This window comes from Methylocapsa aurea (assembly GCF_000746085.1).
Classification (GTDB): Bacteria; Pseudomonadota; Alphaproteobacteria; order Rhizobiales; family Beijerinckiaceae; genus Methylocapsa; species Methylocapsa aurea.
Map to the genome: position 1 here is coordinate 1 of NZ_KN050804.1, position 12,861 is coordinate 12,861.

The following is a 12,861-nucleotide window of genomic DNA, read 5'->3' on the forward strand; positions in this document are numbered from 1 at the left end:
TGCCGGTGTTTTTCGCGCTCTACAAGGTCTTGTTCATCACCATCGAAATGCGGCAGGCGCCGTTTTTCGGCTGGATCAAGGATCTCTCGAAGCCCGACCCGACCAATGTCTTCACCCTGTTCGGCCTGCTGCCGTTCGATCCGACCGCGCTGCCGGTGTTCGGCTCGTTCCTGGCGCTCGGCGTCTGGCCGCTGATCATGGGCGTCACCATGTTCATCCAGATGAAGACCAATCCGGAGCCGGCCGACGAGCTGCAACGGAAGGTCTTCACCTGGATGCCGGTGGTCTTCACCTTCACCCTCGGCAGCTTCCCCTCCGGCCTCGTCATCTACTGGACCTGGAACAATATCCTCTCCGTCCTGCAGCAGACCATGATCATGAAACAGGCCGGCGTCAAAATCGAACTCTGGGACAATCTCGTCAATACGTTCCGAAAAAAAGCCGCAAGCTGAAATGACCCAAGCCCTGGACCAGCCAGCGGGACAGCGCGGGGGGATCGCCGCTCATTCGCGCCCCTCCCCGGCGTTCCAAAGCGCCTCCAGCCCAACGCGATAGGTCGGAAACGCGAGTTCGACGCCAAGCTCCTCCTTCAGTTTCCGGTTCGAGGCGCGCTTGTTCTCGGCATAGAAGCTGCGCGTCATAGGGGTCATTTCGGCGGTTGCGACATCCTGCTCCGGCGGCGGCTCGACCCCCATCAGCATGGCCGCGAAAGTGACGACGTCTTGCGGCGGCGCCGGGGCGTCATCGCTCACGTTAAAGACGCCGCCCTTGCCCTCATAGGCGAGCGCGGCGGCGATGGCGCGGCCCACATCCTCGACATGGATGCGGTTGAAGACCTGATCCTCCTTGATGAGGCGGCGCGCGGTTCCCGCCTTGAGATTGACCAGCGCATTGCGGCCGGGACCATAGATTCCCGCCAGGCGCAGGATATGGACCTTCTTGTCGGTTCCCTTGCCGATGGCCGCCCAGGACTTCTCGGCCTGAAGCCTTGCCTGCGAGCGTCCAGGAGAAGGCGTCGGCGCCTGGGTCTCATCGACCCATTCGCCGCCCCTGTCGCCATAGACTCCGATTGTCGAGAGATAGATGATCGTCTGCTGACGGCGCGAACTGGCGATGCGGTGGCCGAACCGGGCCAGCACCGGATCGACCGAAACGCCCGGCGGGACCGAGACCAGCAAAACATCGGCATCTGCGACATGCTGCGCAATAGCCGGATCCTCCCCCTCCGGGCCAAAAACGAAGCAGGCGACGCCTTCCTGTTGAAGCTCGCGCGCCTTTTCCGGGTTCCGCACGGTGCCCGCGAGCGAATCGAACGAGGAGCCGGAGCCGGCGAGGAAATGCAGCGCGCTATAGCCGAGACCGAAAGCGAAAAGCTTCATGAAAGCCGACCTTCTTTGGCGCCAAAGGATGATCTGCAAAAACGCGCCAACTTTTCCAAAAGTCTGCGACCCTTTGGCGTCATGCTCTGGAGCGTTTTCGAGCGAAGCAGCGACTGGTTCGCCTTGAAAAAATGCCTAGAGCATGATGCCGAAAAGTGGAAACCGGTTTTCGGACGACATCATGCTCTAACTCTTTGATAAGAGGCGGATTCAGACTTTGGACGAGATCGCGTTGCGATTCCGTCCAAAATCATCCGACTCTAAGGAATCAGAAAGCGATCTGGCCGCCGATCGCCGCGACCCATTCCGCTTCGACCGCCGAATCTTTCTCACGCGTGCGCCAGCGCTCGGCGAAGGCCAGCAAACAGTCTCGATGCGCGAGCCGGCCCAGCGCCCAAACCGCCATTGCGCGCACAAGAGGCGACTGCGCGCCGAGCTTTTCGGCGACCGGCGAGACGAGCGCGCCATCGCCGGAATTGCCCGCAGCGATCAAGACATTGCGCATGAAGCGATCCGAACCGACTCGCTTCACGGCGCTGCCGGCAAACAACGCGCGAAAGGCGGCATCGTCAAGGCGGAGCAAGTCCGCAATCCGCGGCGCAAGCAATTCGTCGCGCGGCAGCAGCTTCGGCTCCCGCGCGATCCGCGCGAATTTGTTCCAGGGACAAACCGCGAGGCAATCGTCGCAGCCATAGACGCGATTGCCGATCAGCGGCCGGAACTCAAGGGCGATATGGCCCTTATGTTCGATCGTCAGATAGGAAATGCACCGCCGCGCATCCAGCACATAGGGACGCGGAAAAGCCTTGGTCGGGCAAATATCGAGACAGGCCCGGCAGCTGCCGCAGTGATCGCTCTCGGGTTGATCGGGCGCGAGCGGCAGCGTCGTGAAGATCGAACCGAGAAACAGCCAGGAGCCCCATTCGCGCGACACAAGATTGGTGTGCTTGCCGGCCCAACCAAGACCCGCCGCTTGCGCCAGAGGTTTTTCCATCAGCGGAGCGGTATCGACAAAAACCTTGAATCCGGCCGCCTCGACGCCGCCCTCCCGCGCCGCCGCCGCGAGCCAGGACGCCAGCATCTTGAGCTTCCCCTTGATCAGATCATGGTAATCCCGGTTCCGCGCATAAACCGAAATATTGGCGGCGGATCTTTGCGCGAGCGTCGCCAATGGGTCGCCGGAGGGGCCATAATTCATGCCAAGCAGGAGGAGGCTGCGCCCCTCTGGCCAGAGTGCGCCCGGCGACGCCCGCCGCGCCTTGGTCGCTTCGAGCCAATCCATGTCGCCGGCGGCGCCGGAGTTCAGCCAGGCGTCGAGCCTCTCCGCCGCCTCGGGAATGGCGGAGGGATGGGTGATCTTGCAGACATCGAAGCCGAGTTGTCGCGCCTTGGCTTGCAGCCTTGCCTTAAGGTTCGAGGTCAGAAATCGAGATCGGCATAGATCGGCGCCGGGGAGAGGCCCGGCAGCCGATCGGCGAGCAGGGAGCGGAACGCCGGACGCGACTTCACTTTGGCGTACCAGAGCTTTGCCCCTTCGTTCTCGTCCCATGGCACATCGCCCAGAAAATCGACGCAGGAGAGTTGCGCGGCGGCGGCGAGATCGGCATGCGAAAGACGGTCTCCCGCGAGCCATTTGCGCCCGCCCGCCAGATAGGCGATATAGCGCAAATGGGTGCGAATATTGGTTCGCGCCGCGCGCACAAGCTCCATGTCCGGCGCGCCGCCGCCCCGCTCGCGCGGCATGTAGCGCTTATAGACCTTTTCGGTGACGAGCCAATTGGTGACCTCGTCAAAGAATTTGCGGCTGAACCAATCGAACAGCCGGCGCACTTCCACCCGCGAGGCGGGATCGTCCGGCAAAAGCCGATGCTTGCCCAAGGCGAGGCCCCGGGTTTCGTCAAAATATTCGGCGATCGGACCAGCACCCGGCACGACCATGCCGTCCTGTTCGACGAGCACCGGCGTCTGGCCGGCCGGATCGAGGATCAGAAAATCGCGCCGGCGCTCAAAGACGTTTTCCTCGACCAATTGCGGCTCGATGCCATATTCCCCCAGCAGAAGCCTGACGAAACGCGAATGCGGGCAGATCGGATGATGATACAGAGTGATCATTCAGCTTCGGGTTTAGGGACAATCGGAGGGACGCGGGGCGGACCCGGATGGCGAGGGCTGTAAAAGTTCTAAGGAACCCAACCGGCAGAAGATGCTCAAGCCATCCCAAGTTTCGGTAAAGACTTCGTTAATCTAGCACGGCGGAGGTCGAAGCTCGCGCCTCGGCGAGATCGACGTGGCGCTGGCAAGCCGGGCAGCTGGCGGAACAGTTTGGTTCGGCTTTGGATTGTTCCCTGGATCAGATCTGGTATACAGTCCAATAAATGTATTTTATCGAATTATGGTCAATAGACAATTGGATAAAATACCATAATGAACCCGCTGCAATTGAAGATGGCTCGGACCGCACTTGACCTCACCGTACGGCAAGCGGCTGAATTAGCAGCGGTTTCTCATGAGACTATCGTCGGGATTGAAGCCGGCCGGACCAGCATAAAGCAGTCAACGATCGATAAGGTCCGCGCGGCCCTCGAATCGGCCGGCGTCGAGTTCATCGCTGAGAACGGCGGCGGGCCGGGCGTGCGGTTGCAGAAGGGCGCGAAATGAGCCTATGCCCTGCTCAACCGTGGACGCGAACGAGGCTTTAGGCACATGAACGGGATAGGGCGCGGCATCGAGGCGGTCATCTTCAACAGCCGCTGGCTGGCGGCGCCATTTATTTTTGGGCTCATCGTTGGTTTGGCGGGGCTGCTTTACAAATTCATTGTCAAGCTTGCCGAATTTGTGTTGCATTTGAAGGATGCCCCCAATTCGGAGGCGTTGGTCGGCATCCTCAGCCTCGTCGATCTCTCGCTCACAGCAAATCTGATCTTGATCGTGATCTGCTCAAGCTATGAGAATTTCATCAGACCAATCAACCCCGCCGACCATCCTAATATGCCGAACGGGTTGATCAGGATCGGGTTCGCTGTCCTGAAGCAGAAGCTGCTGGGCTCGATCGTGGCGATAACGGCGGTCCACGTGCTGGAGTGGTTCATGGACATCGACCACACCGCCAACACGGCCACGCTCGCCTGGCTCGTGGGCGTCATGATCGCCTTCGCGGTAGTCATGCTTATTGTGGCGACCGCGGACCGGGTGAGCGACTCGGGTGCGAACAAGGACCATTGAACAGGCAACCGCCATTGCATCACCACATTCCCGCGTTCGGCCGCGTCTTCACCACATTCGCGATCTGCCCGGCATAGTCTTGAGGCGTGACTGCAACTTCCCGCGTTCGGCATATTTCTCCAAAGCCGCGCAAAATGCGGTGGCGCTTTCGAATAGCCAATCCTCTGTCTCGAGGACGGGACGCCGTAGATGCGGCGCTAGTGGCGGCTGAGCGTCAGCGAGCATCGCCAGCGCTTCGGCAATTGCCTTGACCTTGCGATCGCGGCGCAATGAATGGGTCATCGCTTTGCCCTCTCTCACATTCGTCAACGGAGATGGTCCGGCAAAAGCGCGTCAAAAACATGGCGCCCCGCTTACGCCAGTCTCCTGGGTTCCAAGCTTGATCCAACCCGACTCGGGAGTCTGCTCGAGCCGGCGCCACGCGGCGCTTATCCAGCGCCGTTTTTTGCGTCTTCAACGCTTTCGCGGGCTAGCCACGAATCTTAAAATGCCAAGGCTTAGGTCTTGTGAACGTCAATTGCATACGTTGCTTAGCTCAGCCGTAAAGGTCTGAGCGTCAGTCAGCTTCGTAGTCCGGGAGCCTCCTGGCCTGTCCGCGCAACATACTCCGTGTAGCCGCCGCCATATTTGTGTATGCCCTCCGGCGTCAGTTCGAGCACGCGATTGGACAGCGCCGCAAGGAAGCGCCGGTCGTGCGAGACGAACAACATGGTTCCCTCGTACTGCGACAGCGCCGTGATCAGCATCTCCTTTGTCACAATGTCGAGATGGTTGGTGGGTTCGTCCAGCACTAAAAAATTCGGCGGATCATAGAGCATTTTTGCCATGACCAGCCGGGCCTTTTCACCGCCCGACAGAACCCGGCACTTCTTCTCCACGTCGTCGCCGGAAAATCCGAAGCAACCGGCCAGCGCCCGCAGCGATCCTTGCCCCGCCTGCGGGAAGGAGTCCTCCAGCGATTGGAACACCGTGCGCTCGCCGTCGAGCAGATCCATGGCGTGCTGGGCGAAATAGCCCATCTTGACGGTTCCACCCAAGGCCACCGCGCCGTTGTCCGGCTGCGTGGCGCCGGCCACCAGTTTCAGCAGCGTGGACTTGCCGGCGCCGTTGACGCCCATCACGCACCAGCGCTCCTTGCGGCTCACCGCGAAGTCGAGACCCTCGTAGATGCTCCGGTTGCCGTAACGCTTGTGCACGTTTTTCAAGCTCACGACGTCATCGCCGGAGCGCGGCGCCGGCGGGAACTCGAACGCGACAGACTGGCGGCGCTTAGGCGGCTCCACCCGTTCGATCTTGTCCAGCTTCTTCACCCGGCTTTGCACCTGCGCGGCGTGGGAGGCGCGCGCCTTGAAGCGCTCGATGAACTTGATCTCCTTGGCGAGCATCGCCTGCTGACGCTCGAACTGGGCCTGCTGCTGCCTCTCGTTCAGCGCGCGTTGCTGTTCATAGAATTCGTAGTCGCCCGAATAGGTCGTCAGCGCGCCGCCATCGATCTCCACCACCTTGGTGACGATGCGGTTCATGAATTCGCGATCATGCGAGGTCATCAGCAGCGCGCCGTCATAACCCTTGAGAAAATCCTCCAGCCAGATCAGGCTTTCGAGGTCGAGATGGTTGCTCGGCTCGTCCAGCAGCATGGCGTCCGGACGCATCAGGAGGATGCGGGCCAGGGCCACGCGCATCTTCCACCCCCCGGAGAGCGCGCCCACGTCGCCGTCCATCATCTCCTCGCTGAAGCTGAGCCCGGCCAGGACCTCTCGCGCCAGGCCCTCGAGCGCATAGCCTCCAAGGTCCTCGAAGCGCGCCTGCACCTCGCCGTAGCGCTCGATGATGGCCTCCATGTCATCCGCCCGGTCCGGATCCGCCATGGCGGCTTCAAGTTTCTTCAACTCGGCCGCGACGGCGCTCACGGGGCCGGCGCCGTCCATCACCTCCGCGACGGCGCTGCGGCCGAACATCTCGCCGACGTCCTGGCTGAAATAGCCGATGGTAATCCCTCGATCGGCAACCACCTGACCCTCGTCAGGCTGCTCCTGCCCCGTGATCATCCGAAAGAGCGTCGTTTTGCCGGCGCCATTGGGGCCGACCAGACCGACCTTCTCGCCTCTCTGGAGCGCCGCCGACGCCTCGACGAAGACGATCTGCTTGCCGTTCTGTTTACCGATGTTATCGAGACGAATCATGAGTGTATGGCATCCAGATAAGATTCCGCGCCCTTACGCCATGGGGCGCGTAAGCGAAAGAGGGGACCGGTCGCGGCCGTCATCGAGCGGGCGGTCCTGCAGCGCGGGGTCTTGCGCGGCCGGCGCTCCTCGCTTCCGGGTCATCGCTAATAGCAAGCCAAGCCTGGGTCAAATGGGCTTGGCCGAGGTCATCGGGCGCGCCCGGGGCCCCTCCGGTCCGGCGCCCATCCGGGGCGAGCGCATTTGACAGCCAGCGCCCCGCGACGCCGAAGACGAGCAGCGCGTCGCAGAGCTTGGCATCCGCATAGCTGGCTACCCGTTCCAGCAGGGATTGCGCCGGGAGGACTATGGGACGCATTCGCTTCGCCGAACCAAGGCGTCGATCCTCTATAGGCGGACAGGCAACCTGAGCGCGGCGCAGATATTGCTCGACCCTGCTAAGATCGAAAGCGCCATTTGGCGCCTCGGCGTCGACATAAAGGATGCGCTCGCCCTTGTAGAAGGCGCGGAGGCATAGCGATCTTATGATCTCCTCGACCCAGCGGCGAGAAGTTATGCGCCGGCGATGGCGTCTCCCGCGCTGCGCCAATCGCCCTCGTTCCCAATGATTGATCCTGCTGCCGCAAGCAGATATTTGTATGCGCGATCTGACGACCGCGCGTAATTGGGCCGCAACTGGCTGCTGCGGATTCAACGTGGCGGACGCCGCGCCTTATGCGCTCTAATCTCAATTGGAATTCCGGGCGCGTCGCGCCACAGGCGATCTCTACTTCGTTTGCTTTTCGAGGGGTGACAGGATGAAGGGAAAGATTGGTCTTGAGGAGCATTTCTCGCATCCCGACACAGTTGGCGACTCGCAAGAGTATTTCGTGGCGGAAAAATGGGATGAGATGAAGAAACGCCTTGTAGACGTCGGCGACATTCGCCTGAGGCTCATGGATCAGTACGGCATGGAGATGATGATCATCTCATTGAATGCGCCGGCTATCCAAGCCATTTGCGACGTCTCCAAGGCGACGGAGATTGCGAGACGGGCGAACGATTTGCTTGCCGAACACGTCTCCAAAAGAGCCGATCGATTTCGCGGATTCGCGGCTTTGCCGCTGCAAGATCCGGATGCCGCCGCCCTCGAAGCGCGCCGATGCATCGCCGACCTAGGCTTCGTCGGCGCCCTCATCAACGGCTTTTCTCAGGTCGGCGACGAAGAGACGGTCGTCTATTTAGATGACGCCCGATACAAAGGATTCTGGGCTGAGTTTGCGAACTTGAATCGTCCATTCTACTTGCACCCTCGCGATCCCATCGCATCGTGGGCCCGCATCTACGACGGTCATCCTTGGCTCCTTGGCTCAGCATGGGCCTTCGGTGTGGAGACCGCAACGCATGCTCTCAGGCTGATGGGAAGCGGTCTGTTCGACCGGCATCCAGATCTACAGATAATCGTGGGTCACCACGGTGAAGGACTCCCCTTCCTGATCTGGCGCGTCGATCATCGGGTTGCCACGGCGCCAAGAGGCATTCAGATCAAAAAGACGTTTCAAGAATGCTTCCATCGGAATTTCTACATCACCACCTCGGGCTCATTTCGAACCCAAGCCTTGATCAACTCGATTTCGGAGATCGGATCCGATCGGGTCTTGTTCTCGACTGACTATCCATTCGAGGAAGTCGGCGACGCAGCGACCTGGTTTGACGCCGCGACCATTGCTGAAAACGATCGCGAGAAGATCGGCCGCCTAAACGCGGTCAGGCTTTTTGGCCTGCCGGCCTGATCGATTGGCGGCCGCGCCGCGCAGGGCCTCCATGGATCCTCATGGGGCCCCGGCCGGCCGGCACGTGGCAATGGACGTCCCTGACTCGCGTCATGTGCCGCCGCCGTTTGATGGCCATGTTTACTGTAAACAAGAAAATCGGCGGGGCGACTTGCCGCCAACCTTAGACCGCTAAGGGATGCTCGCCCGTTGCATTCACCCAAGTTCGTTCTTGAAAATCACGCCGTCTTTCATGATGAGCTTTAGATTTTTCTCCGGCTTCAGCATAACGCGCAAATCGGTGAGTGGATCGCCTTCGACAACGAGAATATCAGCATAAGCGCCTGGCGAAATTGTCCCCAAATTGCCTTTTTGCATCAGCAGTTCCGCGTTGATTGCCGTGGCGGATCTGATCACATTGGGAGCTGTATCGAGATCAATCCGCATTTCAAATTCTCTGAGCTGCGATTTTTGCGCCTCCGGGCCCCACAGATCGGTGCCGAACGCGATCGGAACCTTATATTGCTTGGCCCATCTGTAAACCTGTTTTCCCCTTTCGACCGTCTGCTTGACGTTTTCGACAATCTTATCCGGAAGATGCGTTTCATGAGCGCTTTCGATGCGTTGGACAAGCGATATGAAGGTGAGGTCAAGGAATGCGCCGCATTGCGCGATCATTGCGACTGTCTCCTCGCTGGCAAAATTGGCGTGCTCAATTGAACGCACGCCAGCCTTCAGGCACCGCCGCACCCCTTCATCGGTATAGACATGAGCCATGACATAGGCGCCGCGCGCGTTTGCCTCTTCGACAACGGCGCGCAGTTCGGCTTCAGAAAATTCATAGAGTGTGGAATGGGATTCGGAAGGAAATACAACGCCGCCGGACGCAAACAGTTTGATTTGCGTCGCGCCCTTCCGCAATTCTTCCCGCGCGGCTTTGCGCACCTCGTCAACGCCATCGGCGATGACCGACATAACGGAAAATGGACTGATATGGCCGCAAGGGTCGATCAGTTCGCTGACCTTGCGAAAGTCCGCGCCTCCGCCTGTCTGAGTGAGCGCTTTGCCTGAATAAAATATTCTCGGGCCTATGATTGCGCCCGTCGCGACAAGGTGGGCAATCGAATAATCGGCGCCGCCAGCCTCCCGAATAGTAGTGTAGCCATCCATGAGGCTGTTGCGCAAATAGTTCGCCGAAGCGATAGCGATTTCCGACGCCGGATAGGCAACGTTCTTGGGGCTTAGGGACAGTCCGGTTATATGGGCGTGTGCGTCGATCAGCCCGGGCATGAGCGTCCGGCCGCCTAGATCAATTATCGCCGCGCCGACGGGATCGATGGGCTCGGTAGACAGCGAATGAATGCGATTATTCTTGATGAGAACGTTGTACGATCGCTGCAATTCCGTGAAGCCGTCCAGAACGAGACTGGCATTTGCAAAAAGAGTGTCCGGCATCAGAAACTCGCGCTATATATCGTCGCGCGCAGTTTCGTGATGATCTCCAGAGCCGTCAAGCGGCATTGATCGAAGGCAGCGTTTCGAATCTTTTCTACGAGGCGCTTGCGAATTGCTCGAGCAAGGAGTCGCGCGCCTCCGTGATGCGACGATAATCTTCGTCGGCGCCGCCTGCGTCGGGATGCGCAGTCTTGGCCAGACGCCGAAAGGCGGCATTGATCTCCGACGGCTTGAGCGCACCCTCCATCGGCAGGTTCAGGACCTCGCGATGCTCCTGATCGTCATCGAAATCCGGCTGAAACAGGAAGGCCCGGCGTTTTTTTCGCGCCTCGAGGCGCAGATCGACCTGATTCTCCCGCCATTTCTGGCGCGACATCACGAGGCATGCGCCAAAGGCGATCCGGCCCCGCGCTTCAAGTTCATCAAGACTGAACGGCCCCACGACGTCATAGGGCGGCGCCAGAAAGGCGCTTCTGCCGCCCTCGCCATCCTCGATATGGCCGATCGTCACCTTATCGAGGATTCCCAGCGAGCCATTCCAGACGACCCATTCCTCTTTGTCCGTCATGCCGCGCTCTTTCATGTAGGAGCCCGCGCCGCCACCCCGTCTTTTTGTGCGAAAGGGTTCGCGACAGTTGGACCGTCTGCGCGTCCATGCATGTTCAGAGCCAAGGTTTTGAAACCGCATTCGCCGCATGTGACGTAAATCTGCAGAGCGTGACGCAATTAATCTATCACTTTCAATGGCTTATTTGCGAGTTGCGACTCCGAACATGGCCAACCCGGCGGGTGAATCGAATGACGGGGCGCTCAGGCTCGATTTTGATCTCCGTTTGACGCTGCAACTTCGCCGCTTGGTCGCGCCCGATGCTGGACTTCCTGCGTGTCGCGAACGCGACGATGGCCTCGGCCTCGGTGCGACGGCCGGGGAAGCGCTTGCGGATGTTCGAACCGGCGAGAACGGCCGGCATGCTCTTGTCGGAATGTTGCCGCCATGCCGCTCGACCGTGCGGACGCGAATGTCCGCTCCGCCGCGCCAATCGCCCAAAGCGGACTCGCCTTCCGGCCCGAATAGCATTTGCCTTGGGCCGGTTCGCGGTCATGTCGGTCGTTTTGCGAGTTATGGAGCCATTGCCCGAAAGCAGCGTTTTTTCGATCGTCGCCCCTGATTATCAACAATGCGCGCCGAAGGTCGCTGTAGAATTATGCAATTCTAGCCTTTCCTATTACGCTCGAAGCATGGCGACCTGCGTTTTCGGGATGCACTCGTGCTGATAGAATTTGATCATCGGGAATCGGACTCACCTTATGTCGAGCGCATATGGCGCAGCCGGAGCCGGCAGGGCGGCTTCTTCCTCTCCATGGCTGAAAGCAGCATCGAGTTCGTCGTCACCAGACTGCCGGAGTTTTCGGCAGTGACGCTGCGGGGGCCAGTGTCCAAAGGCGTCCTCGTCGAATGTCCACCGAACGGCGAATGGCTAGCCGTCCGCTTTCGGCTGGGCGCCTATCTACCGCAGATCCCGACGGCGACTTTAATCGACCATCAGAATATCCATTTGCCAATGCTCGCCGATGGCCGCTTCTGGTTTTCAGGCCAAGCCTGGGAAATCCCAAGCTATGACAATGCGGAGAACTTCGTCGCTCGCCTGGCGCGCGCCGGCGTTATCGCGCAGAGCCATGCAACCGACGCTGCGATCGAAGGCGATTGCGACCGAATGAGCCTGCGTTCGGTGCAGCGCCATTTTCGCCATGTCACCGGCATGACGTTCAGCAGCTATCGGCAAATTGTGCGGGCCCGTCATGCGGCAGCCTTGTTGATGGATGGGAGCTCGGTCCTCGATGCGACATTCGACACCGGCTATTTCGATCAGGCGCATCTCACCCGCTCGGTCAAACAACTGATCGGCACGACCCCTGCGCGGCTTGCGCGCGAGCGGCCGCAACTGTCGTTCTCATACAAAGCAAAAGGCGCCTGATCGGATATTCGTGGCGCGCACCCGCCTCGGTGGCGAGAACGAATCGAAGGAGCGCGGCTATGAGTTTTCAGGCCTATCTTGACAATATCGAAGCCAAGACCGGGAAGACCCCGGACCAGTTCCGCCAGTGGGGCGTCGACCGGGGTTTTTCTACAGGGCAAGGACTTGCGGAGGGCATGAAGGCGGGCGCCATCGTCGCCGCCTTGAAGGATGAGTTCGGCCTCGGCCATGGTCACGCCATGGCGATCGTTGCGCTTCTCAAAGGCAAGAATAGCTAGGGCCAAGGAATAGCTAGGTTGAGGCGCGCTCAGCCCCATCTTCATTATTCCGATCCGCTGGATATTCATGGCCCGCAATCGGCGCTCGGTCGGGCGATGTCCTGCAGCTTCAAGACAGGGAAAGATAATGACGAAAGAAAGATTTGGACGCGCAGCCGGCTATGTGATGAGCGGGCTCGTCATCGCCTTCATGCTGCTCGACGGCGGGATGAAACTGGTCCCGCTGGACGTGGTGATCAAGACGACCGCCGAACTCGGCTATCCGCCATTGCCGGAGCTGGCGCGAGGGCTGGGCGTGGTGGCGTTGCTGTGCACCGCGCTCTATGCTTTCCCGCGAACGGCGGTGCTCGGTGCGATCCTGCTGACGGCCTACATGGGGGGCGCCGTTGCAACGCATCTGCGCGTGGGCAATCCGCTCTTCACCCATATGCTGTTCGGGGCTTATCTGGCTGTCCTCGCATGGGGTGGCCTTTTTCTGCGCGACTCCCGGATCAGGGCCTTGCTTCCCTTGAGATCGCCATCGGAGGAACTGTGATACCGGGGATGGTGATGGCACTTATGCGCGCACCGGAGGCAATTCCGATGCGCTCGTCAATGGATAGAGCATATGCTTGGAG

Annotated in this window: 13 protein-coding genes and 2 pseudogenes; 9 read left to right on the forward strand and 6 right to left on the reverse strand. The window is 60.0% G+C overall.

The window, feature by feature from the left end:
• A partial coding sequence (gene yidC, locus DL86_RS15120; protein WP_036263224.1) for a membrane protein insertase YidC occupies positions 1-452 on the forward strand: 452 nt, incomplete at its 5' end.
• A gap of 51 nt (positions 453-503) precedes the next feature.
• Here the strand turns inward: yidC and DL86_RS15125 are convergent.
• From DL86_RS15125 to DL86_RS15140, 3 genes are all read right to left on the reverse strand, one after another.
• Positions 504-1,379 carry an SDR family oxidoreductase gene (locus tag DL86_RS15125; protein ID WP_036263227.1) on the reverse strand — a complete coding sequence of 292 codons (876 nt, stop codon included), beginning with the start codon at positions 1,377-1,379 and terminating at the stop codon, positions 504-506.
• 268 nt (positions 1,380-1,647) lie between these two features.
• Positions 1,648-2,901 carry a tRNA epoxyqueuosine(34) reductase QueG gene (queG, locus tag DL86_RS15135; protein ID WP_245276414.1) on the reverse strand — a complete coding sequence of 418 codons (1,254 nt, stop codon included), beginning with the start codon at positions 2,899-2,901 and terminating at the stop codon, positions 1,648-1,650.
• Entirely contained in the window at positions 2,799-3,491 is a 693-nt protein-coding gene (locus DL86_RS15140) for a glutathione S-transferase family protein (RefSeq protein ID WP_036263233.1), read from the reverse strand. The genes queG and DL86_RS15140 overlap by 103 nt, the downstream gene beginning before the upstream one ends.
• Positions 3,492-3,803: 312 nt before the next feature.
• Between DL86_RS15140 and DL86_RS15145 the strand changes: the two genes are divergently transcribed.
• A complete protein-coding gene (locus DL86_RS15145; protein WP_036263236.1) occupies positions 3,804-4,037 on the forward strand; it encodes a helix-turn-helix domain-containing protein in 234 nt (77 codons plus the stop codon).
• A gap of 45 nt (positions 4,038-4,082) precedes the next feature.
• A complete protein-coding gene (locus DL86_RS15150) occupies positions 4,083-4,601 on the forward strand; it encodes a YqhA family protein (protein WP_036263238.1) in 519 nt (172 codons plus the stop codon).
• A gap of 560 nt (positions 4,602-5,161) precedes the next feature.
• Here DL86_RS15150 and DL86_RS15160 read toward each other — a convergent pair.
• Positions 5,162-6,784: an ABC-F family ATP-binding cassette domain-containing protein gene (locus DL86_RS15160; protein WP_036263245.1), complete on the reverse strand. Its 1,623-nt coding sequence runs from the start codon at positions 6,782-6,784 to the stop codon at positions 5,162-5,164.
• 328 nt (positions 6,785-7,112) lie between these two features.
• Here DL86_RS15160 and DL86_RS20590 point away from each other — a divergent pair.
• Positions 7,113-7,301, forward strand: a pseudogene (locus DL86_RS20590) (hypothetical protein); the annotation flags it as partial.
• A gap of 280 nt (positions 7,302-7,581) precedes the next feature.
• Positions 7,582-8,556, forward strand: a complete 975-nt coding sequence (locus tag DL86_RS15170) for an amidohydrolase family protein (protein WP_036263252.1) — start codon at positions 7,582-7,584, stop codon at positions 8,554-8,556.
• 195 nt (positions 8,557-8,751) lie between these two features.
• Here the strand turns inward: DL86_RS15170 and DL86_RS15175 are convergent, their stop codons facing one another.
• Entirely contained in the window at positions 8,752-9,990 is a 1,239-nt protein-coding gene (locus tag DL86_RS15175; protein WP_036263255.1) for a metal-dependent hydrolase family protein, read from the reverse strand.
• A gap of 94 nt (positions 9,991-10,084) precedes the next feature.
• Positions 10,085-10,558, reverse strand: a complete 474-nt coding sequence (locus DL86_RS15180; RefSeq protein WP_036263849.1) for a J domain-containing protein — start codon at positions 10,556-10,558, stop codon at positions 10,085-10,087.
• 205 nt (positions 10,559-10,763) lie between these two features.
• Between DL86_RS15180 and DL86_RS20595 the strand changes: the two are divergent.
• The 4 genes and pseudogenes from DL86_RS20595 to DL86_RS15200 form a co-directional block, all read left to right on the forward strand.
• Positions 10,764-10,976: pseudogene (locus tag DL86_RS20595) on the forward strand (IS1380-like element ISCARN79 family transposase); the annotation flags it as partial.
• 282 nt (positions 10,977-11,258) lie between these two features.
• The gene (locus tag DL86_RS15190) at positions 11,259-11,966 is read left to right on the forward strand and encodes a helix-turn-helix domain-containing protein (RefSeq protein ID WP_051953542.1); all 708 of its coding nucleotides are present in this window, start codon (positions 11,259-11,261) and stop codon (positions 11,964-11,966) included.
• A 59-nt stretch (positions 11,967-12,025) separates the two neighbouring features.
• Positions 12,026-12,244 (forward strand): DUF4287 domain-containing protein, encoded by a 219-nt coding sequence (locus DL86_RS15195; RefSeq protein ID WP_036263262.1) that lies wholly within the window; start codon positions 12,026-12,028, stop codon positions 12,242-12,244.
• 127 nt (positions 12,245-12,371) lie between these two features.
• Positions 12,372-12,779, forward strand: coding sequence for a DoxX family protein (locus tag DL86_RS15200; protein WP_036263265.1), 408 nt, complete (start codon positions 12,372-12,374; stop codon positions 12,777-12,779).
• The last annotated feature ends 82 nt before the right edge of the window (positions 12,780-12,861 follow it).